At 69.4% G+C, this 22794-nt stretch carries 21 protein-coding genes and 1 pseudogene; 7 read left to right on the top strand and 15 right to left on the bottom strand.

Annotated features, from left to right (window positions below):
- Window positions 1-98: 98 nt before the first annotated feature.
- Window positions 99-398 (bottom strand): DUF1876 domain-containing protein, encoded by a 300-nt coding sequence (locus OHB49_RS37910; protein WP_030973216.1) that lies wholly within the window; start codon window positions 396-398, stop codon window positions 99-101.
- Between the two features lie 317 nt (window positions 399-715).
- Here OHB49_RS37910 and OHB49_RS37905 point away from each other — a divergent pair, with 317 nt between their 5' ends.
- Window positions 716-1546: a PP2C family protein-serine/threonine phosphatase gene (locus OHB49_RS37905; protein WP_329165427.1), complete on the top strand. Its 831-nt coding sequence runs from the start codon at window positions 716-718 to the stop codon at window positions 1544-1546.
- A 65-nt stretch (window positions 1547-1611) separates the two neighbouring features.
- Complete coding sequence (locus OHB49_RS37900) at window positions 1612-2607, top strand: MASE1 domain-containing protein (protein WP_329165426.1); 996 nt, start codon at window positions 1612-1614, stop codon at window positions 2605-2607.
- 43 nt (window positions 2608-2650) lie between these two features.
- Here OHB49_RS37900 and OHB49_RS37895 read toward each other — a convergent pair whose 3' ends face one another.
- The gene (locus tag OHB49_RS37895) at window positions 2651-3916 is read right to left on the bottom strand and encodes an FAD-binding protein (RefSeq protein ID WP_329165425.1); all 1266 of its coding nucleotides are present in this window, start codon (window positions 3914-3916) and stop codon (window positions 2651-2653) included.
- A 325-nt stretch (window positions 3917-4241) separates the two neighbouring features.
- Between OHB49_RS37895 and OHB49_RS37890 the strand changes: the two genes are divergently transcribed.
- Complete coding sequence (locus tag OHB49_RS37890) at window positions 4242-5792, top strand: sugar transferase (protein ID WP_052189684.1); 1551 nt, start codon at window positions 4242-4244, stop codon at window positions 5790-5792.
- 112 nt (window positions 5793-5904) lie between these two features.
- Here the strand turns inward: OHB49_RS37890 and OHB49_RS37885 are convergent, their stop codons facing one another.
- On the bottom strand, window positions 5905-6888 hold the full coding sequence (locus OHB49_RS37885) for a GDP-L-fucose synthase family protein (protein ID WP_329165424.1): 984 nt from the start codon (window positions 6886-6888) through the stop codon (window positions 5905-5907).
- A 147-nt stretch (window positions 6889-7035) separates the two neighbouring features.
- A pseudogene (locus tag OHB49_RS37880) lies at window positions 7036-7239 on the bottom strand (glycosyltransferase WbuB); the annotation flags it as partial.
- Between the two features lie 212 nt (window positions 7240-7451).
- Here OHB49_RS37880 and OHB49_RS37875 point away from each other — a divergent pair.
- A complete protein-coding gene (locus tag OHB49_RS37875) occupies window positions 7452-7901 on the top strand; it encodes an adenylyltransferase/cytidyltransferase family protein (RefSeq protein WP_329165423.1) in 450 nt (149 codons plus the stop codon).
- On the opposite strand, the gene OHB49_RS37870 is transcribed toward OHB49_RS37875, so the two are convergent.
- A complete protein-coding gene (locus tag OHB49_RS37870) occupies window positions 7867-8598 on the bottom strand; it encodes a CDP-alcohol phosphatidyltransferase family protein (protein ID WP_329165420.1) in 732 nt (243 codons plus the stop codon). The genes OHB49_RS37875 and OHB49_RS37870 overlap by 35 nt on opposite strands.
- 131 nt (window positions 8599-8729) lie before the next feature.
- On the bottom strand, window positions 8730-9422 hold the full coding sequence (locus OHB49_RS37865; protein ID WP_329165419.1) for a ribonuclease H family protein: 693 nt from the start codon (window positions 9420-9422) through the stop codon (window positions 8730-8732).
- Between the two features lie 142 nt (window positions 9423-9564).
- Between OHB49_RS37865 and OHB49_RS37860 the strand changes: the two genes are divergently transcribed.
- On the top strand, window positions 9565-9753 hold the full coding sequence (locus OHB49_RS37860) for a DUF6381 family protein (RefSeq protein WP_030973195.1): 189 nt from the start codon (window positions 9565-9567) through the stop codon (window positions 9751-9753).
- A 146-nt stretch (window positions 9754-9899) separates the two neighbouring features.
- On the opposite strand, the gene OHB49_RS37855 is transcribed toward OHB49_RS37860, so the two are convergent.
- The 8 genes from OHB49_RS37855 to OHB49_RS37820 all read right to left on the bottom strand — a co-directional run bounded on the left by OHB49_RS37855 (window position 9900) and on the right by OHB49_RS37820 (window position 19421).
- Window positions 9900-10130, bottom strand: a complete 231-nt coding sequence (locus OHB49_RS37855; protein ID WP_030973193.1) for a DUF6296 family protein — start codon at window positions 10128-10130, stop codon at window positions 9900-9902.
- Window positions 10131-10237: 107 nt separating this feature from the next.
- Window positions 10238-10948 (bottom strand): TetR/AcrR family transcriptional regulator, encoded by a 711-nt coding sequence (locus tag OHB49_RS37850; RefSeq protein ID WP_037852534.1) that lies wholly within the window; start codon window positions 10946-10948, stop codon window positions 10238-10240.
- Between the two features lie 68 nt (window positions 10949-11016).
- The gene (locus OHB49_RS37845) at window positions 11017-12195 is read right to left on the bottom strand and encodes a low temperature requirement protein A (protein WP_329165417.1); all 1179 of its coding nucleotides are present in this window, start codon (window positions 12193-12195) and stop codon (window positions 11017-11019) included.
- A 105-nt stretch (window positions 12196-12300) separates the two neighbouring features.
- Complete coding sequence (locus OHB49_RS37840) at window positions 12301-13527, bottom strand: PP2C family protein-serine/threonine phosphatase (RefSeq protein WP_329165416.1); 1227 nt, start codon at window positions 13525-13527, stop codon at window positions 12301-12303.
- Window positions 13528-13652: 125 nt separating this feature from the next.
- Complete coding sequence (locus OHB49_RS37835) at window positions 13653-14912, bottom strand: arginine deiminase (RefSeq protein WP_329165415.1); 1260 nt, start codon at window positions 14910-14912, stop codon at window positions 13653-13655.
- 50 nt (window positions 14913-14962) lie between these two features.
- On the bottom strand, window positions 14963-16426 hold the full coding sequence (locus OHB49_RS37830) for a basic amino acid/polyamine antiporter (protein ID WP_329165414.1): 1464 nt from the start codon (window positions 16424-16426) through the stop codon (window positions 14963-14965).
- Between the two features lie 43 nt (window positions 16427-16469).
- Window positions 16470-16793 carry a hypothetical protein gene (locus tag OHB49_RS37825; protein ID WP_329165413.1) on the bottom strand — a complete coding sequence of 108 codons (324 nt, stop codon included), beginning with the start codon at window positions 16791-16793 and terminating at the stop codon, window positions 16470-16472.
- Between the two features lie 183 nt (window positions 16794-16976).
- Window positions 16977-19421: a SpoIIE family protein phosphatase gene (locus OHB49_RS37820; RefSeq protein ID WP_329165412.1), complete on the bottom strand. Its 2445-nt coding sequence runs from the start codon at window positions 19419-19421 to the stop codon at window positions 16977-16979.
- Between the two features lie 172 nt (window positions 19422-19593).
- On the opposite strand from OHB49_RS37820, the gene OHB49_RS37815 reads away from it, so the two are divergent.
- Together OHB49_RS37815 and OHB49_RS37810 are read left to right on the top strand one after the other, a co-directional pair.
- Window positions 19594-20991, top strand: coding sequence for an amidase (locus tag OHB49_RS37815; RefSeq protein WP_329165411.1), 1398 nt, complete (start codon window positions 19594-19596; stop codon window positions 20989-20991).
- A gap of 172 nt (window positions 20992-21163) precedes the next feature.
- Window positions 21164-22129, top strand: a complete 966-nt coding sequence (locus OHB49_RS37810) for an aldo/keto reductase (RefSeq protein ID WP_329166763.1) — start codon at window positions 21164-21166, stop codon at window positions 22127-22129.
- Between the two features lie 72 nt (window positions 22130-22201).
- Here the strand turns inward: OHB49_RS37810 and OHB49_RS37805 are convergent, their stop codons facing one another.
- Window positions 22202-22711: a mycothiol transferase gene (locus tag OHB49_RS37805; RefSeq protein WP_329165410.1), complete on the bottom strand. Its 510-nt coding sequence runs from the start codon at window positions 22709-22711 to the stop codon at window positions 22202-22204.
- Window positions 22712-22794 lie beyond the last annotated feature (83 nt).

Raw genomic sequence — 22794 nt, 5'->3', positions numbered from 1 at the left:
TGAGCGGTGTCCGGAGAGCCTGCAGGCCGTGCCTCTCGACGAAGGCGTCCATGGATGTGCCGTCGGCAGTGAGGCCGTAGGCCTTGCGGCCTACGGCTTCAGCCCGCCACATCCGTCCAGGCGTACGGCTTGCCAAGGGGCCCCTTCGTGGGTCCGGCGCCCACCGCCTCCATTTCGCGGTCGGCCGCTCTCATCAGCTGGCCCGCGACATCCTTCATGGCACGGCTCGCCGCGAGTTCGTCACCGATGGTGGGGATGTCCACGTCCTGCGGGTTGCAGCGGGCGACCCCATGACCCATGAGCTTCTCGGAACCGGTGTCCAGCACGGCTTCGGCCTTGGTCGTACCGTTCTCCTCGGAGAGATCGAGGTGGACATTCCACTCCAGTGTGCGTGTCATCGCGCACCTCCCTCACCCGCGTCCGGCCGCACTGTGCCGCCACGACGCGTTCCTGTCATAAGGATCCACCCAGCAGGGCCGGTTCGCGCGCTCCGGGCGGGTGCCGCCCCGAGACCCGGGCGGGATCCGTGACCGGCGGCTCACCCTGCGGGAGTTTCCGCGCCGAAATATGATGCAGGGGCAACTGCCACGGGAGCCATCGCCGGACAGTGCCCGGCCGCACGGTGCCCACGAGACCGTGCGGGAGGCGTCCCGGATCCGCCCGCCACATAAGCCCTGTGTTGCGGCTCGCGAACGAATGCAGTGTGGAGCGGCCCATGAACCGGCGTCGTCCTCGCCGTTCCGCGAGTGCCGAGGAGTTGCTCACCACGCTGCAGCAGCTCACCACCCAGGCACGTCACGAGGTCCAGCTGCATCAGGCTCGGGTGGAGCTGGCCGAGGCGCTGCAGCAGGAGTTGCTTCCCGTCGGCCTGCCCTCGCTCCCGGGATTGCAGAGCGCCGCCCGCTACTCACCGGCCCGCAGCGGACTGGACATCGGTGGCGACTGGTACGACGGCTTTCCACTGCCGGACGGCACACTCGGATTCGCCATCGGGGACGTACAGGGGCATGACGTCGAGGCCGCCGCGTTCATGGGGCAGATCCGGATCGGCATGCGGGCGATCGCCGCCACCACCGCGGATCCGGGCGAGATCGTGGGCCGGACGAACGATCTGCTGCTGTCCATCGACGCCACTCTTTTGGCGACCTGCACGTTCGTCCGTTTCGACCCGCGCGCCGGGGAACTGCGCACGGCTCGGGCCGGACATGTGGCCGCCGTCTGGGCCACGACGGACGGGCGGTCGGGGATCACGCAGGACGTGGGCGGACTGCCGCTGGGTGTCGCGGAGGAGAAGTATCCGGTCACCCGGCACCGGCTGACCGCCCCGGGGGCGTTCGTGCTTGTCACGGACGGGGTCGTCGAAGGGCCCTCGTTCCCGATCGACGAAGGGCTGGACGCGGTGGTGCGGCTGGTGGCCGCCCGGGCCTCGGCATCGGCCGAGGCGCTGGCCGACGAGGTGATGCAGACGGCGGAGCGCACCGGTCACCAGGACGACGCGGCCGTCCTGGTCCTGCGCCACAAAGGCTTCCCCGCCGGCTCGGGGTGACCGGTGGGCCGGGCCGAGCGTGTCACGCAGCCACGCGTCCCGGGCCGCAGTGTCTGATGAGGTCTGTGATCCGCAGCGAGGAAACCAGACGTACGGCGTCAGCTGTGCTCCGCATCCTGGTCGTCGCCGCCGGTTACTACGGGGCAGGACAGATCGGTCTGCTGAGAAAGGTGACCGTCCACGGCGCCACGGTCACCCCGCTCTGGCCGTCGACGGGGATCGCCCTGGGATGCCTGTTGTACCTGGGCATCGGCGTCTGGCCCGGCATCACCCTCGGCGCCCTGCTCAACATCATCACGCTCTCCGACTCGGTCTCGCTCTCCGACTACGGCATCATGATGAGCAGTACCGCGGCGCCCGTCTGTTCGTATCTCATGCTGCGCAGGTTCGGGTTCCGGATGGAACTGGACCGGCTGCGCGACTGCGTCGTCCTGGTCTTCCTCGGCGCGATGGCCGGAATGCTGATCAGCGCGACCGTCGGCACCGTCCTCTTCGTACTCGACGACAAACTGCCCGCGGGCCATTTCTGGCCGGTCTGGGCGGCGTGGTGGTCGGGGGACGCCATGGGAGTGCTCGTGGTCACCCCGCTGATGCTCGTCATGCGCAAGGCGCGGCTGCCACGAGCGGACGACAGATGGCTGGAGGCGACCGCACTGGCGGTCGTCTCCGTCGTGGTCTCCCTGGTGGCCACGCGGAGCGAACTGTCGGTGCTCTATCTGGTGTTCCCGCTGCTCATCTGGGCCGCCCTGCGCTTCCAGCTGGCAGGCAGCGCGCCCTGTGCGCTGCTGGTGTCCGTCCTGGCAATCATCGCGGGAGGGGAGGCGGTGGGTCCGTTCGCCGGACACACCGTCCTCGAGGTGATGCTGAACCTGGCGGTCCTGAATGGTTCCGTGGCGCTGACCGCGCTGCTGCTGGCGGCGATCGTCACCGAGAAGATGGACATCCGGCGCCGGATCGAGCAGGCCTGCGTGGAGCTGGCCGACGTGGTGGACCATCTCGCGCCGGGCAGATCGGCGACCGCGTGGCCGTCGCGGTACAAGGAGAGACGCGACGGCCTCTGACGCCAGGCGGCCGGGCCCCGCTTCACCCCCCGCGCGCCCGGCGTCACTGCGGAAAGTGTCGGTCCAGGAAGTCGTTGCGGAACTTGCCCGCCGGGTCGAACCTGGCCATCAGCTTCTCGAAGTCGGCGTACTGCGGGTACAGCGTGCGCAGCGTCTCTGGTGCGGTCGTGAACACCTTGCCCCAGTGCGGGCGGGCGCCGAACGGTGCCAGTGCCTCCTCGATCGCCCCGAGCACCGGCGTGACGGCGGCGATGTCCTGCACCCAGGTGAAGTGGAAGGCCACCGAGTCGGTCCCGCTCGCGGGGCTCAGCCACAGGTCGTCGCGGGCCACGGTGCGGATCTCGCTGATCTGCAGCAGCGGGGCGATCCGGTCCCGGAGCCGGTCGAGCGCCGCGAAGGCTGCCGCGGCGTCGCTCCGTGCCACGAAGTACTCCGACTGCAGCTCGTCCCCGTTGCTCGGGGTGAACTCCAGCCGGAAGTGCGGCAGACGCTTGTGCCACGCACCGGGAACACCCTGCTGCCGCGTGCAGTTCTCGGCCGGCATGCCCTGGATCGGGTGGCGCGGCCCGTCCGCGAGCCTCGCGCCGAGCCACTCGGCGGGCGCCTCCGCCGGCCCGTCCGCGCCCACTCGCTGCTTGAGCCAGACCTGGTTGACGGGGCCGCCCCGCCAGGCGGTGAAGAGGCTGACGCTGTACGCGGCCGACATCACCTCGTCGAAACCGGCCCGGTCGCCGATCCGGGCCTGCGGCAGATCCTCGTAGACCCACTGCCGGACGTCGAAGGCGGGCACCAGGTCCAGTGTCAGCCGGGTCACCACGCCGAGGGCGCCCAGGGCGACCACCGCTCCGGGGAAGTCAGCGTCGCCGCGGGTCAGCCGCGCGGTGGTCCCGTCCGCCGTGACCATGTCCAGCGCCCGGACCGCACCGGCCAGCGAGGTGTTGCCCACGCCGGAGCCGTGCGTTCCGGTAGCGCAGGCGCCGGCCACCGAGATGTGCGGCAGCGAACCCAGGTTGTGCAGGGCGAAACCGTTCTGGTGGAGTTCTTCGGCGAACTCCCCGAAGCGCAGTCCCGCGCTGACGGTGACCGTCCCCGCCTCCCGGTCGATGTCGACGGTGCGAGGCAGTCCGGCCACCGACACAAGGTCTCCGGCCGTGTCGGCGACGGTGCTGAAGGAGTGCCGGGTGCCCAGCGCCCGTACCTTTGTGCCGGCGGCGACGATCTCCTGCAGCTCGGCCTCCGAGCCGGGGGTACGCAGCCGCCGCGCACCGAAGGTGATGTTTCCGGCCCAGTTCTTCTCCGCGGGAGTCACCGCACGTCCTCTTTCGCTCGTGGCCGGCCGTCGCCGCCTTCCGGCCAAGTCTCCCAGACGCGGAGGCGACCGTACGAGATGGTTACATGTCCGCACACAATCCGAGCGCGGAACCGCCCAAATGCCAACAGCCACCCACAAGGCCTTGTGATCCGACTCGGATCGGGACGAGGTCAAAGCGGTAGCTCGCGTTCTGAACTTCACGAGAACTCCAGCGAAATGGCACGTGTGTGGATATCGTGCACCGAGCGAGGGCGCATCCGTCAGTCCACGGGATCGGCGGATGCGTCCTGTTTGTGGAGATGCAACTGTGACTGGGGGGTTCATGGGGCATGTCGAGCTACCCGAATCCGAAATATCAGGACCCGCAGGACTGGCGGGGGCGCCACGTCCGCGGACCGCTTCGAACCGGCCGCACAGCACGGAACTCGAACAGCTGTGGAGCGCCCCGACCGTACAGCGCAACCGTTCCGACCACCGGCCCGGCCCGAAGAAAAGACCGGGCCGATACCTGCCGCTCATCGTCTGCGCCGATCTTCTCGGCCTGGGGATACCGGCCTGGCTCGTACTGGGCGCCTACGGACAACGGCGGGCACAACTCGCCGCCGTAGTGGCCTCGTCGGTGTGGACCGGCGTCCGGGCGGTGCGTGGCCGGTACGCGGACCGGCGGCCGGGGGGCTTCAGGGGCGCGCTGACCGCCCCCGGGGACTGGCTGCTGCTCATCGGCGTGCTGGCCGTGCTCGCGACCGTGCTCAGGGAGCCGGTGCAGCCGGTGACCGCGGTCGTGGCGCTGCTGCCCGGCCTGCTGGTGACCGTCGTCGTGTCGACGGTGCGTCACCTCCCGTGGCCGGGACGGCGACAGCGTGCAGTGCACCGGGTGCTGGTGGTCGGCGAGGCGCCGGGGGTGGACCGGGCGGTGCAGCTGCTCGGTTCCCGTACGGACCACGCCTACACCGTGGTGGCTGCCATACCCGTGGGCACGGCGTCACTGAGCTGTGAGGCTCCGGTGCCGGGGCGGCTCGCACCCGCCCCGGCCGACGACGACGTGACGACTGTCCTGGGCGGAGCCTTCGCCCAGGACGCGGACCTGGCACTCGTCGTACCCGGACCACAGCTCTCCGGGGAACGGCTGCGACGTCTGTCCTGGGGGCTGCACGACGGGGGGCTCCAACTGTCCGTGCTGTCGGACCTCTCGGACATCGCGGCAGGCCGGGTGCGTCCGGCCTCCGCGGCCGGGCTGACGCTGCTGCACATCGTGCCGCCGCTGCGCCGGGGGCCGCAGATGGCACTGAAGGCCGCGGTGGACCGCACCGGTGCGGCCCTCGGACTCGTACTGCTGACGCCGCTGTTGCTCCTGATCGGGGCGGCAATACGGTTCACCTCCGACGGCCCGGTGTTCCACCGCCAGATCCGTCAGGGGCAGCACAACCAGCCGTTCACCATGTGGAAGTTCCGCACGATGGTGGAGGACGCCGAAACGCACAAGGCCGAGCTGGCGACGGCCAACGAGAACGACGGTCCGATGTTCAAGATGCGCCGCGATCCCCGGGTGACCCGGATCGGCCGGATCCTGCGCCGGACCTCGCTCGACGAGCTGCCGCAGCTGCTCAACGTCATCCGGGGCGACATGTCGCTGGTGGGTCCGCGGCCTCCCCTGCCGGAGGAGGTGTCCTGTTACGACGAGCGTGAGCTCCGGCGGCTCGCGGTCCGGCCGGGGCTGACCGGTCTGTGGCAGGTCAGCGGACGTTCGGACCTGTCCTGGCAGGAGACCGTCTCGCTCGACCTGTGGTACGTCGACAACTGGTCGGTGGCCACGGACCTGGGGCTCATGGCCCGTACGCTGCGCGCCGTCACCGACGGCCGCGGGGCGTACTGAGAGCGACGGGAAACCGGATGTGAGAGGTGAACGTCGGCCGGCCGTGCGAGGCCGGCGGGCGGGCGGCCGTCGCGCTGCGGCGGCCGCCCGGTCCCGACGAACCGGCCGGTGGTCAGCGGTCGGTGTCCCGGTGATCCAGCCACCAGGCGTAGGTGCTGGCGATGCCGTCGCGCAGCGGGATCTTCGGTTTGAAGCCGAGAGAGGAGAGGCGGGAGATGTCGAGAAGCTTGCGCGGGGTGCCGTCGGGCTTCGACGTGTCCCATGAGACGCTGCCCTGATATTCCGTCACAGCTCGTACAGTTGCGGCAAGTTCACGGATGGTCAGGTCCTCACCGCAACCGACGTTGACCGGTTCGTCACCGTCGTAACGCTCGAGGAGCAGGAGGCATGCTGCGGCCAGGTCGTCGACGTGCAGGAACTCGCGCCGGGGGCCGCCGGAGCCCCAGAGGGTGACCTCGGGTGCGCCGCCGTGTCGCGCCTCGTGGAAGCGGCGGATCAGGGCGGGCAGGACGTGCGAGGACTCCAGGTCGAAGTTGTCGCCGGGCCCGTAGAGATTGGTGGGCATGGCGCTGATGTACGAGGCGCCGTACTGCCGCCGGTACGACTGGGTCTGCACGATGCCGGCGATCTTGGCGAGCGCATACGCCTCGTTGGTCGGCTCCAGCGGGCCGGTGAGCAGGGCGTCCTCGGGGATCGGCTGCGGGGCGCGCTTGGGGTAGATGCAGGACGAGCCGAGGAAGAGCAGCCGCTCGACCCCGGCGGCATGCGCACCGGCGATCACGCTCAACTGGATGCGCAGGTTGTCCTCGAGGAACTGCACCGGAAACGTGCTGTTGGCCATGATCCCGCCGACCTTGGCGGCGGCCAGCACCACGGCGTCCGGGCGGATGTCACGCAGAAAGGCCTCGGTCGGTACGGCATCGCGCAGATCGAGGCTGTCGCGACCGCGGGTGATCACCTCGTGGCCTTCGGCGGTGAGGCGGCGCACCACTGCCGAGCCGACGAGCCCACGGTGGCCCGCGACAAATATGCGGGCGCCGGGTCGTAGGAGCGGGCGGACGGATTCCTGGGGAGGGCCGGGGAGATCAGTCGTCATGGCTCGGATTGTGCCAGCAGCTGTACATCGCGGTGCCGTTTTGCCGCAGATCACGCAAATTCTGATATTTCGGTGAACCAACCGTCTCTCAGGCGACCTCAGAAGGGGACGACGTGGCGAAGACCGCGCTCATCTCCGGCGTGACCGCACGCCCCGGAACCCGGCCTCCGTGCGCCAGGAGGGGTGGTGCGGCATGCCGGTCAGCACATGGGTCTCGGCCCCGGACGCGGCCCGGTGCTCGACGAGCTGGGCAGCGTACGGACCGATTCCGGTCAGCTCCGGCGCGCGCTTGGTCGAGACCGCGAGAAGCCTGTGGTCTTCGAACGGCTTGTGATGATCGGCATCGGACACCGGACGATCACCTCCCCCGGTACAGCCCCCTGTTCCCTCCAGGGAACAACCCCAAAAGTGAGCTTATCCGTTCACGTGATGCGCAAGTGGTCTTCACAGTAAGGTCATTGCACGATCAACACCGATACCGATATCCCGCAGGACCGGATGCCATGTCCGGACACCTGAGTCCGGGAGACGGACGTCACGTTCACCGTGGGGGGAGAGAACGGATGGTGCACAGGGTCGGCTACGCGCCGGGGGTCTACGACCTGTTCCATGTAGGGCACCTGAACATCCTGCGGCATGCCCGCAGCCAGTGCGACTACCTGGTGGCGGGGGTTGTCTCGGACGAGATGGCCGCGCTCGCCAAGGGCCACAAGCCGGTGATTCCGCTGCCGGAGCGGCTCGAGATCGTCCGCAGCGTGCGCTACGTGGACGCGGCGTTCGTCGAGACCGTGCCCGACAAGGTCGAGACGTGGCAGCAGGTCAGGTTCGACGTCATCTTCAAGGGGGACGACTGGCGGGGCACGGAGAAGGGGAAACGGCTCGAGCGCGACTTCGCCGAAGTCGGCGTCGAGGTCGTCTACTTCCCGTACACCGTGCACACGTCCAGTACCCAGCTGCGCCGGGCACTGGACACGCTCGTCAGCCCGTCGCCCGGAGCGCTTTCAGCTCCCTGAACCATTTGACGAGGAAAGCCACCAGGAACAACGCGTGCACGACGGCGAGTACGGCATAGCCGACACGGAACGCGGCCTCGTCCCCGAGCAGCAGGAACACCAGGCAGAACACCCCGTAGTCGGCGGGAAGCAGCGCCACGGCCCGCACCCGGGACACCGGGGCCGTGGCGCTGCCGGGCGGTGCGGGGCGGGCGGCGGCCTTGCCCAGCTGTTCGCGCAGCAGACCGGCACAGAAGGTCAGCACTGCGACGAACAGGAAGCCCAGCGGCAGCAGCAGCCAGCCCTCGCCGGGCAGCTCGAAAAACCGGTGGAACGAGATCAGCACGGCGGTGTGTACGAGGATCATCTTGGCGCAGTCCACGACATGGTCCAGCCACTCACCGTCGGGTCCGCCCCGCCCGGTCAGCCTGGCGAGCTGCCCGTCGGCCGAGTCGAAGGCGAAGCCGACCACCAGAGCCGCGTACACGACGGCCGCGAGCCCCCAGGACGGACGGACCAGTGCCACCGACGCGATGCCGACGAAGGTGAAGGCCGCGCTGACCAACGTGACTTGATTGGGCGACAGCCCGATTCGAAAGGCGCCGGCCGCGAGCACCCGCCCGGCCGGGCGGTTCACGTACCGCGAGTAGAGCGACACACCCTTGGCGGTCTTCTGTGCGCCGCGCAACTCGCGCAGCACCGTACCTGTGGATCCCATACGCCCCCCAGCGTCCAGCCGTTCCCGCAGCGTCGGCGGAGCACCGCGGACGCTGCGGTCGGAGCCGCATCATGGCACGGAGAGCCTCTGTTACGGGGCTACTCCCGAGGTCGGACCGGCGGGTGGTCGCCTCAGGCGGGCGCGGTACGGCACTCGGGGTGGCCCCAGCCGCTCGGGTTCTTGGCGATCATGTCCTTGGCCGCGTAGGGCTTTCCGCAGTGGCAGCGCCCCGCGAACCTGGCCCGGATGGTGCCCCCGATGCGCGCGGGGCGTGCCTCACCGTCCGTCTTCTTCGCCGCCGCACCGCCGCTCCGGCCCCCGGACGTCCTGGCAGGGGCGGGAGTCGGCAGCGGGGAGCCATGTGCGGAACCCGCTTCCCGCTGAGCGACGGCGGCCTCGCTGGCCGCCTGGTCGGCCAGGGCGTTGAGCGGGTCTCCGTCCACCTGGTGGGCGGGCACGTAGACGAAGTTCACGGTCCGGCCACTGAGCAACGCGTCGATGCGGGCCACCAGATCGCGGTTGGCCACGGGCTTGCCGGCCGAAGTCTTCCACCCGTTGCGTTTCCACCCCGGCAGCCACTTCGTGACCGCGTTCATGGCGTACTGCGAATCCATCCGGACCTCGATCTCCGCGCCCGGGTCGGTGGACTCCAGCAGCTCCTGGAGTGCGGTGAGTTCGGCGACGTTGTTGGTGGCGGTGCCCAGCGGCCCCGCCTCCCAACGCTCAGGGCTCCCCTGCGCATCGGCCACGACCCATGCCCAGGCCGCAGGCCCCGGATTACCCTTCGATGCCCCGTCACACGCGGCGATCATGCGCTCGTTCATGCCCTCGATCATGCCAGCGTCTCGCCTGCCTACGGCCGCGCAGCCCCGACGGTAACGCAGCGTAACGCTTCGGAATGCGGAGAGCCCGCGACGCTGGTTCTCTGATGGAGCCCGCTCTTCACCTAGCGTCCAAGGAGTGACGATGAGCGTTGCAGGCGAAACCAGTGGCCGAGCCCAGCAGATGCGCGAGAAGGCCAAGCACATGACCGAGGCCGCGGAGCGCGCCACCGATCCCGAGCAGCGTCAGCGGCTCGAGGAGAAGGCTCGGAAGCTGCAGGAGCAGAGCGAGCAGCTCAGCAACATGAGCGGCGAGACGCGCCCGCACAAGTAGGACCGCACCACGCACAGGCCGATGGTTTCGCCGCTCTGTCCATGAGTGGGCGGCGAACCATCGGCCTCTGCCGTTGCTACCGACGACCCGGAATCGAATTCCCGCGTGCCGAAGCCAGTCTGATCGGCCGTCAGCCCTGGGGTTGCTCAGTGCTCGCTGACCGCACGGACCAGCGGTGAGCCGAGCACCTGATGGCCGCCGCTGGCCATCATCCGCACCTCGCCGTTCTCGCTGATCTCCGCGCGTACGATGCCTGTCTCGTCCTCGTAGATGGGGTAGCCGCCGGCCCCCTCCCGCGGAGTCCGCCGAACAATCACAGCGTCGTCCTCGACGGCAGATGCCTGAAATACCAGCTCGTAACTTTCTGGGTTATCCATAAGGGGCTCCGGCCAATGATCTTCGGCGGCGAGTCCGCTGCCTGCGTCTTCCATTGTCGCCCACACCCGCGTCGTGTGCCTCAAGAGCATCTGGAGGCACAGGAGCCTCAGGGTGGCAGTGCGGGCTCGTCCGGTCCGCGGGTTCCCCGGCTGATAAGCCCCTCGATGATCGCGTCGAGTTCGTCGGCGACCGAGTAGTCGGCGGCGTAGGCGCGCCACTGGTCCTTGATCGCGGTGAGCCGCGGCAGCTCCTCCGCGTCCTCCTCGGTGACCATCTCGGGGAAGTAGCGCCTGCTCGGCGGGTGCTCCGCGCGGCGGGCGGCGGCCCTGCGGAAGATCAGGTCGCCGTAGATGTACTGCCAGATCGTCCAGCAGGCACGTACCGCCCGGGCCGGGGAGAGGCCGCACTTCTGGGCGCTGTCGAGGATTTCCTCCACTATCCACAGGGCATCTCTGTCGGTGAGCTCGCCCAGCGCCAGGACGTCGAGCACCCACGGGATCCGGCGGAGGATCTCATGCGCGTGCACAGAGACCGCGAGCAGCCGCGCGCGCGGATCCTCGGGCAGTTCGGGGCGCGGCAAGGCGCCCGCGGTCCCGGACAGGGTGAGCATCAGCAGCTCGTCCTTGTCCCGTACGTAGTGGTAGAGCGCCATCGGCGTGCTGCCGAGCTCCTTCGCCACCCGTCGCATGCTCAGGGCGTCCAGGCCCTCTTCCTCGAGGATGCGCCGCGCGGTGGCGACCATCGTGTCGGGGTCGAGCCTGCGCGGCCGTCCCACGGACCGCCTGCCCGCCGCCTGCTTCTTGTCTGCACCCGACACATGACCATTGTCCCTCTCACCTCCCCCGCGACCGTTTTCGAATACGTAAAACAATCTGCCCGCGAGGGTCAGGCGCGGCTCCGCACGCGCAGCCGGGCGCCCGCATCCGATACGCAGGTGATCTGCCAGACCACTGCTGCGGCCAGGCCCCAGACCAGCCCCACCGCACCGAAGTGGCCGGCGAAGCCGCCGAGCGCGAGCGTCAGCAGCAGACAGGGCAGCGCCCAGGCGAGGGTGTGCCCCCATGGCGCATCGGCCACCGCTGCGGCCAGCACCCCGACACCGAAGTACACGGCAAGGCCTGCGCACAGCAGCCAGCGTGCCTCGTCCGGGGCGGGGCCGTGCGGATGCGCGATGGCCAGCCCCAGCCCCGCGGCCAGGACAGCAATCGTGCAGGTTGTCACACAGTGCAGCGTCAGGGTGACCCGCACCGGCAGGTCGTCCGGGCCGGGCTTCGGCACGCCGCCGAACCCCTGCAGCAGTGACATGCTCCACAGCGCGACGAGCAGGACGAAAGAACCGGTCGCGACGCCGGCCATGGGCACGTCCCAGACGGTGTCCGCAGCTGCCGAGGTGATCCGGACGACCCCCTCGCCCAGCACGATGATGACGAAGAGGCCCAGTCGCTCCACCATGTGCGGCACATCGGAGTAGGCCGCCTCGATGACCGGCGGCCGATCGGAGTGCCCTCGCTTCCTGACTACGCGCTGCACCCGGTCCTGTGCGTCTCGGAGCATCCGGCTGCCCGAGGCGGTGAGCATGATCAGCAGGTCGAACGCGAGGCCGAGGGCCCACAGCCAGTACCGCACCGGGGCATCCACCCACAGTGAGACGATCCAGGGCAGCGTCCCGCCGCCCACTTGAGCGAGCGGCCAGTCCACCACGATCTGTCCGGGCCGCCAGAGTCGGCCGGACAGCCAGCGCACGAAGGCGTACGCGATCGCGAACGCCAGGGCGTGGTCGGTACGGATACCGGGAACAGCCGCGACCATGACGGCAAGCCCGAGCATCGCCAGCAGGAAACCGGGAGTCCAGGCGCGGCTTCCCTCGACGTTGCCGTAGACGGTGAAGCAGACCCACGCGATCCAGAAAGCCAGATAGAGCACCACGTACAGGCCGAGGTCGGCGACTGTCGGGCCGTCGTGCAACAGGTGCGAGAGCTGGAGGACACCCGCGACGACGACCAGGTCGAAGAAGAGCTCGATCCAGGAGGCATGCCGCTGGGCGGGCGGCTGACGTGTACTCATGAGGGAATCATGGGCCAGGTGTTCCGCTCCTGGACGCAGGCAGCCACGTCTCGCGGGGCATGGTCCGGGCCAGGGGCATGGCAGGACATCGGCCGGCGGGGACGGTCAGAGCCGGACGATGACCAGGGCGGTGTCGTCGATGGCGCCGCCGGGCGGGAGCAGTTCGCGCAGGACGGCGTCGGCAAGGGGTTCGGGGTCGATGCCCTGGTGGCGGACGAGGGAGTCGGCGAGGCGGTCGAGGCCGACGTCGATGTCCTCGCGGCGGCGTTCGATCAGGCCGTCGGAGTACAGGACGAGGGCGTCCCCCGCGGCGAAGAAGGTGGCGCCCTGGGGCCGGGGAACGGAGTCCGGGCGGGCGCCGAGCGGTGGGTCGGTGGCCTGATCGAGGAACTCCACGGCGCCGTCGGTGTGCAGCAGCGCGGGCGGGGGGTGCCCGGCGCTGCTGTAGGTGATGGTGTGCGTCTCCCAGTCGATGCGGGTCGTGACGACGGTGGTGTTCTCGGCGCCGTCGACCGAACGGGCGTACAGGTCGACGACTTCCAGGGCCTGGGCGGGGCCCTTGGCGACACGGGACGCGGCGCTCAGCGCGCTGCGGAGCAGACCCATGACGCCGGCGGCTCGAAGACCGTGGCCGACGACGTCGCCGACGGCGACGCCGACGCAGTCACCGGGCAGATCGACCAGGTCGTACCAGTCGCCGCACACGTTCAGCGAGCCGACTGCGGGCCGGTAGCGCACGGCGGGGCGGTGGCGGCCGACCGGTCCGGGGACGGGCAGCATCGCCTGCTGCAGGGCGAGGGCCACCTCACGCTCCCGGGCGTGGGCCTGCCGCAGCCGTTCATTGACCTCCTGCAGTTCCCGGGCCCGGGTGTAGAGCTCCGCCTCCAGCACGCGGGTTCGGTCGCCGTCGGGGCCGCCGCGGGCCTTGATGAGCTCGGTCACCTCCTCCACCCGGTGCACCAGAAGGACCACCCGCCCGTCGGGTCCGAACACCGGGGCGTTGACCGGGCTCCAGTACCGCTCCTCCCACTCACCCGGCCGCTCCGAGGACTGGACGTCATAGGGTTGCAGCGCCATTGCATCCCGCTCGCCGGTGACCAGCACCCGCTCGAGCGACGCCTCCAGATTCCGCATGCCGGTCGCGGCGGGGTTGTTCGGATTGTCGGGGAACACGTCGAACAGGTACCGGCCGACCACCTGTTCACGCGTGCGCCCGGACATGCGGAGGAACTCCTCGTTGGCATCCGCGAACACCAGGTCCGGGGTGATCAGCGCCACCATGCCGGGCAGCCCCTGGAACACCGCCGCGTAGTCGATCCCGTCATCCTTCATGGTCCGCCTGCCTCCGTGTCCGCCGTCACCGTGTGAACCCCACGCTCCGGCCCGGGCCGTCTACGGAACGGGCCGGGGAGCACAACCGTCTGTGCGAGAGAGTGCCCGCAGCGGGCGATCCGGTGTCAGAAGTCGACGGCCTCGCGGATGAGCGGGCAGGTCATGCAGTGGCCGCCGCCACGCCCACGGCCGAGTTCGGCGCCGACGATGGTGATGACTTCGACCCCGGCCTCGCGCAGGAGGGTGTTGGTCTGCGTGTTGCGGTCGTAGGTGAAGACGACGCCGGGCTCCAGGGCGACGGCGTTGTTTCCGCTGTCCCACTGCTGCCGCTCGGACGCGTACACGTCGCCGCCCGTCTCGATCACCCGCAGGACGGGCAGGCCCAGCCCCTTGGCCACGACGTCGACGAACGCTGCCGATCCCTCGTCGGTGATGTCGACACCAGGAGCATTGTCACCGGGGCGCAGGGAGAAGGTGTGGACCGCTTCCATGATCGTCGGGTAGACCGTCACGATGTCCCGGTCGGCGAACGTGAAAACGGTGTCCAGGTGCATCGCCGCGCGCAGTTTCGGCATTCCCGCGACGATGACGTGCTCGGCGGCGCCGTTCCTGAAGAGTGAGGCCGCGACCTGGGTGATGGCCTGGCGGGAGGTGCGTTCGCTCATGCCCATGAGCACGACGCCGTTGCCGACGGGCATGATGTCGCCGCCCTCGAACGTGGCCTGGCCCCAGTCCAGTTCCGGGTCTCCCCACCACACGGTGGAGCCCATGAAGTCCGGGTGGAAGGTGTAGATGGCCTTCATCAGGAGGGTTTCGCCGTGCCGGGCCGGCCAGTAGAGCGGGTTCATGGTCACGCCGCCGTAGAGCCAGCAGGTGGTGTCACGCGTGTAGAGCGTGTTCGGCAGCGGTGGCATGAGGTACTCGCGCGCACCCGTCGAATCGCGGGCCAGGGTGACATAGCCGGAGCGGAACTCGTCCGGCAGGTCCGTGGTGGCGAGACCGCCGATCAGGTACTCGGCGAGCCGGCGCGGATCGAGTGATTCCAGAAAAGCCCGTGTGTCGTCGATGAGCCCGATGCCCACCTCGTTCGCGGTGATCTTCCGGTCCAGAAGCCACGTCCGGGCCTCGGGGATCGCCATGGTCCGGGCGAGCAGATCGTGCAGTTCGACGACCTCGACACCGCCTTGCGTCAGCTTGCCGACGAAGTCGGCGTGGTCGCGCTGGGCGTTCTCCACCCACATGACGTCGTCGAAGAGCAGGTCGTCGGAGTTGGTCGGGGTGAGCCGGCGATGTGCCAGACCCGGCGCGCAGACCAGTACCTTGCGCAGCCTGCCGACTTCGGAATGGACGCCGAGTGCCTGCGCGGACGGGGATGTTTCGGTCACGGTGTGTGCCTTTCCGCATGGAGCGAGGGAGACGGGACGGCTGGGACAGGTCAGAGCTCGATCCAGCCGACCGCCAGTGCGATCACGCCTACGACGGCACCCGCGATCGAGACAGCGCAGATGACCGCTTCGGCGGGCGAGAACAGGCGCCGTTTCTGCTCCCGCCTCGCCTTGACGAACAAGAACGTCGCCGGGGCGTAGAGGATGGACGAAAGCAATACGAACCTCAGCCCGGCGGCATACACCAGAAACGCGGTGTAGAGCGTCGCCAGCAGGGCGATCACCAGTTCCCGGTGGGGTCCGCGCTCGACGGCGCTCTCCGGGACCGGCCTGAATGCGATCTTGACGGCGAAGGCGGCCGCAAGGAAGAACGGGATCAGGCTGAGCACGCTGGTCAGGTCGAGGGCGAAATTGAAGGCATCGTCCGAGAACATCGTGACGACCAGGACGATCTGGCTCAGTGCGGTGGTCATGAGAAGGGCGGGCACGGGGACGTCGGCCGCGGTGGCACGGCCCAGGAAGCGGGGCATGTCGTCGTCCTTGGCCGCGACGAACAGCACCTCGGCCGCCATCAGCGTCCATGCCAGATAGGCGCCGAGCACGGAGACGATGAGCCCGACGCTGACGAAGACCTTGCCCCAGGTGCCGACCGCGGCCTGGAGCACGCCGGCCATTGAGGGCTGGCGCAGCTCGGCGATCTCACTCATCGGCAGGATTCCGTACGACACGATGGTGACCGAGGCGAAGACGGCGAAGACGCTCAGGAATCCCAGGACGGTGGCCCTGCCGACGTCCTCGCGTCGCTTGGCGTGGCGGGAGTAGACGCTGGCTCCCTCGACACCGAGGAAGACGAAGACGGTGGCGAGCATGGTGCCGCGGACCTGGTGGAAGAGCGAACCGGCGTAGTCGGCGCCGCCGAAGTTCTCCGCGAAGACGGACGGTTCGAAGTAGAAGAGGGACAGCAGGACGAAGACCAGGATCGGTACGACCTTGGCCACGGTCACCACCCGGTTGATGGCCGCCGCTTCCTTCACTCCGCGCCGGATGAGCAGGAAGAACGCCCACAGCCCGACGGAGGACAGGACGACCGCGAGGATCGTGTCGCCGTCGCCGAGCGCGGGCGCGACGGCGCCGATCGTCGACATGATCAGCACCCAGTAGGTGACGTTGCCGACGCACGCGCTGGCCCAGTATCCGAACGCCGAGAAGAAGCCCAGGTATTCGCCGAAACCGGCCTTGGCGTAGGCGTAGACGCCCGCGTCGAGATCGGGCCTGCGTACCGCGAGCGTCTGGAACACGAACGCCAGCATCAGCATGCCGATGCCCGCGATGACCCACGAGATCAGCGCGCCGGCGACCCCGGTCTCCTCGGCGAACCGCCGTGGCAGGGAGAACACCCCGGCGCCCACCATCGAGCCGACGACCATCGTCGTCAGCGTGAACAGGGTCAGCTTGACCGCAGGCCGCCCTTCGGCCGCGGCGGACGGGGTGGTGCCGGTGTCGGAGTCGGTCATCAATTCCCTCATCGACGCGCCCTGTGACGGACGAATTTTCTGTTCAGCGGGCCGGAGGACCGGCTGTGACCGGCTGCGCCTTCTCGATCTCGTAGCCGCTGATTCCGTGGAGCACGGTCAGGGCGGGGCTCGCGTAGTCGAGGACGGCGTACGGCGGGTACGACAACACGCCCTGGCCGGCCCGCTGCACGGCGGACCGGCTGTGACCGTTCTTCATCGCGACGAGCGCGGCGGTCATCGCGCGCATGACCAGGGGTACTTGGGTCGGCCCGTCCGCAGCGTCGAGACCGAGCAGGGCGAGTGTGCCGGCCACCAGGACGGCCGGCACGACGAGAACGGGGACGACCGCGTCAGCCGATGAAGACACCCGGACGCGCGCTCGCGCTCCGCCTGGTCATCGTCCGCCACATCAGCTCCGGTTCACACAGGGGCCCGCCGACCGCCACACCGCACTTTCGCCCAGACGGAAATCTAGTACCGTTCAATGACTTTGTCGCGTTTTGCGCCATTTAGAACTTTATGCGGTTCTTGCTACGCTCCCTGCGCCAGTTCAGACCGGCTCCCCGACTTCGTGGACCAGCTTCTGCTCGGTCCAGATGGTTTTTCCCTGCTGCGTGTAACGCGTTCCCCAACGGTCGGAGCACTGGGCGACGAGGAACAGCCCCCGGCCGCCCTCGTCGGTGGTGCGGGCATGTCGAAGCCGTGGCGCGGTGCTGCTGCCGTCGAAGACCTCGCAGGTCAGGACGAGGTCGTGGATCAGGCGCAGTCGGATGGGGGCCTCGGCGTGCCTCATGGCGTTGGTGACGAGCTCGCTGGCGATGAGCTCGGTGGCGAACGTCTCCTCGTCCAGGCCCCATGATGTGAGCTGGCGGGTGACGAGCGACCGGGCCGTGGAGACGATGGCCGGGTCCATCGGCAGGTGCCACGATGCGACCCGACCGGGGTCCAATGCGTGTGTACGGGCGACGAGAACGGCGGCGTCCTCACCGGCCTGCTCCGGAACCAGCGCCTCGGTGATCTTGCAGGCCGTCTCCTGCACCGAGCCGGACGGCCGGGCGAGCAGGTCTGTGAGTCGGGCCTCTTCCTGGTCCCGGCCGCGCGCCTGCAGGAGCCCGCTGGTGTGGAGCGCGAGCACCGAGCCCTCCGGCAGCGTCACGTCGGTCTTTGCGAACGGCGGCCCGGGGAGGCCGAGTGGGGCGGCGGACGGAACCTCGAGCATCATCGCTGTCCCGTCCGGGTGGACGACGGCGAGGCCGGGATGGCCCGCGCCGGCCGCGCAGCAGTGCAGGGAGATGGGGTCGTAGATCAGATAGAGGAAGGTGCACCAGGCACCCGAGCCGGCATGTGGCGCTTCGGAGCCTGCTTCGTGGGGCGGTTCGTTGCCGTCGCGCCAGGGTCCGGCGTCGTCGGCGAGACGCCGTACCAGGTCATCGAGGCGGGCGAGCATCTCGTCGGGCTCCAGGTCCAGATCGGAGAGCGTGTGCACGGCCGCGCGGAGCCGTCCCATGGCGGCGGCGGTCTCCATGCCGCGCCCGGGCACGCTGCCTGCCACAAGCGCCACCCTGGCCCCCGACAGCGGCACGACATCGACCCAGTCACCGCCGGCCCCACCGTGCACGTACTCGTAGGCCACCTCCACCCCGTTGTTCCGGGGAGGTCCCGTCGGAAGCAGACTCCGCTGCAGTGCCATCAGGGAGTCGTGCTCGCGCAGGTAGCGGCGGGAGTTGTCCAGACAGAGAGCGGTACGGCGGCCGAGCTCGGTGGCCACCGTGAGGTCGTCCTGCTGGAACGGGCCCTGCTCCCCCCAGCGGTAGAAGGTGGCGATCCCCAGGGCACGGTCCTGGGCCACCAGCGGTACGAACATGAGCGAGTGGATCTTCTCCTCCAGCATCCGACGGCCGCGGACGGGATCGCTCAGCACCCACTCGCTGTCGGGGGTCAGCGGGCTGATCAGGCGCGGTTGCAGATCGGAGAGCGCCTGGGACGACGGTGACGTCGGCGGGAAGGTGCTGGACTCGCCGACCGGGTAGGCGCCCGGCAGCGTGTCGGTCCGCCGGGACCGCGACGCGGCCCGACGCAGCACGGCGCCGGGCTGCACCGGGCCGCAAGAGATTTCCCCGCCCATGAGCACCGGCTCCAGCACCTCCACGCCGATGCTGTCGGCCAGTTTGGGCACTGCCACCTCGGCCAACTCCTGGGCTGTGCGCATCACATCGAGTCCGGTTCCGATGCGTGAACCGCCCTCGGCGAGCAGAGCGAGCCGCTCCTGTGCGAGGTGGCGTTCGGTGACGTCGACCGCGGCGTCGGCCACGCCCAGGACACGACCGTCGTCGTCCTCGAGGCGGAACGCGGAGACCGAGTAGACGTGCGTGTGCTCCGGATCCCCCGGCGGCTTGCCCTGCTTCTCGAAACCCATCACCGGTTCGCCCGTGTCCAGCACGCGGGTCAGCACGCGTTCCACGAGCTCCGGGCTGAAGTCGGGCCATGCCTCGGTCGGCCGCTTGCCGATCGCTCCCCCGGCGGGGGCGCCGTGCATGCCTTCCGCAGCGCTGCTGAACCGCACCAGCCGCAGCTGCGGGTCGAGAACGAAGAGCCCCACCGGGGACCGGGTGAACAGCGCCTCGAGCAGCGCCCGGTCCAGGGCCGACTCAGGGGGCCCCGTCGGGACAAACGTCACCGTCCACCGCGCGTCGGCGCCGCTTCCTGCCCCCGTCGATTCCACAGGGCGGATGGTCAGCCTGCAGGGCACCGGCCGGCCGTCGCGATGACGCACCACGCTCACGGCGCCATCGGCGTCCGCCGATTCCGCGGCCGTGGCCAGGAACTCGGTCGCTGGGCGGCCCAGCACCCACTCGGCCGGGTATCCGAACAGCTGCTCGGCTTCTCGGCTCCATCCGGTGATGACGCCTCGCACTCCGACTTCGGCCCGGGCCCAGTTCCGTGTCGTGTGCTCGTCGAGCCGGTCCGTGCGGTTTTCGACGTCCGGTGCACCCATGTCCACCAGCCTCGTCCTGCATCTGCGTCCCCGTGCTCCCAGTCTCCTCCACGGCAACCCGCTCACAACTTGTCCCATGGCTTGTCCACATCGTGCGGCCAGAGATTACCGTTCGGTAACACGAGTGCAGAGGGATTGGCGGTGCGGGCAGCACGAGGTTGACTCATCAACCATGACTGACTGGACCGGCCGCACCGCCGTCGACATCGCTGCCGCCGTACGTGACGGACGGGCTGACGCGGCCGACGTCACCCGCCGGCATCTGGACCGCATCGCCCGGCTCGATCCGGGCCTGTCCGCTTTCCGGCACGTGCGGGCGGAGCAGGCGCAGGCCGAGGCGGAGGCGGTGGACCGGCGGACCGACCGTGCTTCCCTGCCGCTCGCAGGGGTCCCGGTTGCGATCAAGGACAACATCGCGGTCGCGGGCGAGCAGGCCCGCAGCGGATCCGCTGCCACTACGCCGGACCGCAGCTCCGCCGACCACATCATCGTGGAGCGGCTGCGGGCAGCGGGCGCCGTGGTGATCGGTCTGACCAACGTGCCGGAACTCTGCCTGGTCCCGATGGCGGACAGCGTCTACGGGATCGCCCGGAACCCCTGGAACGAGCAGCGCACACCCGGTGGTTCCTCGGGCGGCAGTGCGGCAGCAGTGGCCGCCGGCCTCGTCCCACTGGCACACGGCAACGACGGGTTCGGCTCGATCCGTATCCCCTGCGCCTGCTGCGGAACCATCGGCATCAAGCCCGGTCGCGGCGTCGTGCCGCACGCACCGGGCGACTCGACCTGGTTCGACCTGGTCGAGAACGGGCCGATCGCGACCACGGTGCGGGACGCCGCCCTCGGACTGGCCGTGATGGCCGGTGAACCGGACTACGCGCAACTCGGCGAACCGGGGCCGCTGCGCATCGGCGTGTCGGTCCGGTCGATCTCGCCGGGTTTTGCGATCGCCGCCGAATACCGCCGTGCCGCGCTGGAAGCCGGAAGGCTGCTGGAAGGACTCGGGCACACGGTGACCCGGCACACCCGGCGCTACCCGGCATGGCTGGGACCTGCGTCGCTGAGCTCGTGGTACGCCTCGGCGCACCAGAGCGCCGAGGGACTCGACCGCACCGAACTCGACCGGAGCACCCGGCGGTTGGCCGCGATCGGCAGGACACTGGCGGCCGTGCACCTGCAGGGGGACCATGCGCGGGACCGCTGGCGCACCGAGGCGGCAGAACGCTTCTTCGGAGAGATCGACGTCCTGCTGCTGCCCGCGCTCAGCCAGCCGGCGGCGCAGGCGAAGCGCTGGGGCGACCACGGCGCACTGCGCACCTCTGCCGTCAGCACCCGTACTGCCTCGCTCTTCGGTTCCTGGAACATCGCGGGCTGGCCGGCGCTCGCCGTGCCCGTGGGGGTGGACGACAAAGCGATGCCCGTCGCGGTGCAGCTCGTCGCCGAGCCCGGCGGCGAGAAGCGCCTGCTGGAACTCGCCGCGCAGATCGAAGCCGCCAAACCCTGGCCGCGGCACGCGCCGCGCTACGCCGTGGACGCCACGGGCAGCACCGGGACAGGGGCCCGGCAGCAGTGAACGGCTGCCGCTGCGGCCACTCAGCGACACCTGCACCGTCGGCCCACGTACGCGCAACTCCGGCCTCGCCAAAACCCGACTGACCCCGGCGCCCGAGTCGCTTATTGTCAACGTGATTCCTGGCAGAAGCCTCGGCTCGGTCAGGACGAGGACGATGACGTGGAGGATGATTGTGCGCTACCGCGAGCTGGGACGCAGTGGACTGTCCGTGTCCGAGATCGGATACGGCGCGTGGGGCATCGGTGAGTCCAGCTGGGTGGGTGCCACGGAGGACGAATCGGTACGCGCCCTGCACCGTGCCATCGACCTCGGCGTGAACTTCATCGATACGGCGCGCGGCTACGGCGAGAGCGAGCGAATCGTCGGCCGGGTCGTCCGCGAGCGGGCCGACGACGAGGTGCTCGTCGCGACCAAAGTGCCGCCGAAGAACCGCACGTGGCCGGCGCCCGACGGCTTGGACCCGGCCGAGACGTTCCCGGGCGAGCACATCCGCGAGAGCCTGGAGACCAGTCTGCGCACCAGCGGCCAGGACCACTTCGACGTACTGCAGTTCCACGTCTGGAGCGATGACTGGGTCGGCCGTGGTGACTGGCTGGAGACGATCGCGGAACTGAAGCAGGAGGGAAAGATCCGCCTGTTCGGCGTCTCCATCAATGACCACCAGCCCGACAACGCACTCGCACTCGTGAGCAGCGGCGCCGTGGACACGGTGCAGGTCATCTACAACCTCTTCGACCAGGCGCCCGCCGACGCGCTGCTGCCGGCCTGTGAGGAGCACGGCGTCGGTGTCATCGTGCGGGTGGCGCTGGACGAGGGCGGCCTCACCGGCCGGATCACCGCCGGTACGACGTTTCCCGAGGGCGACTGGCGCAACCGCTATTTCCGCGACGACCGCCCGGCACAGGTCGAGCAGCGGGTGGCCGCGATCGTCGCCGACCTCGGCATCGCCCCCGATGAGATCGCCGAGCATGCGTTGCGGTTCGTACTGAGTTCGCCCGCGGTTTCCACCGTCATCCCCGGAATGCGCTCCGTACGCAACGTCGAGCGCAACACGGCCCTGAGCGACGGACGTCCGCTCACCGCCGACCAGCTCGCCGTGCTGGCCAAGCACCGGTGGGAGCGCAACTTCTACTCGTGATCCGTGGGCACCACCGACGCGGCCGGGCGGAACGCGGATTCACCCCCGCGCACCGCCCGGCCGTGAACGCTTCTACCGGCGCTCCAGCGAACCCCGGACGAATGCTGCCTGGCCGACATGCTGCAGGTCGTCCGCGATGACGCTGATCAGACGCACGCCGAGGGTGACCGGCGGCGACCAGGTCTCATCCACAATGCGCTCCAGGGACCTGGGGTGGAGCCCACGAATGAACTCGATGCTCTGCTCGTGGACGGCGTCGTAATATCCGAGCAGCAGTTCGGGCGAGCCCACCTGGACAGCCGCGACCTGCTTACTGCTCTGCCCGTATCCGGTGGCTCCCTTGTCGAAGGGCAGGTCGAAACGGGAGGCCCAGTCCTGGGAGAACCAGACCTGCTGCACACCGGCCGCATCCGAGACATGGTCGTCCTGGATCCGGGTGAGGTGCCACACCAGCCAGGCGATCGAGTTCGCGCCGTCATCGAGCCGGACGTGCAGGTCGTCGGCGGACAGGCCCTCGACCGCCGAGTGCACCTCTTCCTGGATTCGTGTGAACGCGTCCGTCAATAGGTCTGCGCTGTTCATGCGAACACCATCTCCGCTCCCGCGCCCGGACCCTGCCATCGACACGCGCCGCACACCCCGGCGCACGCCACGTGCATCGCGGG

The organism is Streptomyces sp. NBC_01717 (assembly GCF_036248255.1).
GTDB lineage: Bacteria > Actinomycetota > Actinomycetes > Streptomycetales > Streptomycetaceae > Streptomyces.
This window is presented reverse-complemented; position numbering and strand designations above follow the sequence as displayed.

Bases quoted from the DNA above. Each gene is read 5' to 3' on its own strand.
- OHB49_RS37820 (WP_329165412.1), bottom strand. From the start codon at position 19,421: ATGGGTGCACCGGACGTCGAAAACCGCACGGACCGGCTCGACGAGCAC.
- OHB49_RS37860 (WP_030973195.1), top strand. From the start codon at position 9,565: ATGAGCGTTGCAGGCGAAACCAGTGGCCGAGCCCAGCAGATGCGCGAG.
- OHB49_RS37845 (WP_329165417.1), bottom strand. From the start codon at position 12,195: ATGAGTACACGTCAGCCGCCCGCCCAGCGGCATGCCTCCTGGATCGAG.
- OHB49_RS37875 (WP_329165423.1), top strand. From the start codon at position 7,452: ATGGTGCACAGGGTCGGCTACGCGCCGGGGGTCTACGACCTGTTCCAT.
- OHB49_RS37840 (WP_329165416.1), bottom strand. From the start codon at position 13,527: ATGAAGGATGACGGGATCGACTACGCGGCGGTGTTCCAGGGGCTGCCC.
- OHB49_RS37890 (WP_052189684.1), top strand. From the start codon at position 4,242: ATGGGGCATGTCGAGCTACCCGAATCCGAAATATCAGGACCCGCAGGA.
- OHB49_RS37830 (WP_329165414.1), bottom strand. From the start codon at position 16,426: ATGACCGACTCCGACACCGGCACCACCCCGTCCGCCGCGGCCGAAGGG.
- OHB49_RS37815 (WP_329165411.1), top strand. From the start codon at position 19,594: ATGACTGACTGGACCGGCCGCACCGCCGTCGACATCGCTGCCGCCGTA.
- OHB49_RS37855 (WP_030973193.1), bottom strand. From the start codon at position 10,130: ATGGATAACCCAGAAAGTTACGAGCTGGTATTTCAGGCATCTGCCGTC.
- OHB49_RS37910 (WP_030973216.1), bottom strand. From the start codon at position 398: ATGACACGCACACTGGAGTGGAATGTCCACCTCGATCTCTCCGAGGAG.
- OHB49_RS37865 (WP_329165419.1), bottom strand. From the start codon at position 9,422: ATGAACGAGCGCATGATCGCCGCGTGTGACGGGGCATCGAAGGGTAAT.
- OHB49_RS37885 (WP_329165424.1), bottom strand. From the start codon at position 6,888: ATGACGACTGATCTCCCCGGCCCTCCCCAGGAATCCGTCCGCCCGCTC.
- OHB49_RS37805 (WP_329165410.1), bottom strand. From the start codon at position 22,711: ATGAACAGCGCAGACCTATTGACGGACGCGTTCACACGAATCCAGGAA.
- OHB49_RS37870 (WP_329165420.1), bottom strand. From the start codon at position 8,598: ATGGGATCCACAGGTACGGTGCTGCGCGAGTTGCGCGGCGCACAGAAG.
- OHB49_RS37905 (WP_329165427.1), top strand. From the start codon at position 716: ATGAACCGGCGTCGTCCTCGCCGTTCCGCGAGTGCCGAGGAGTTGCTC.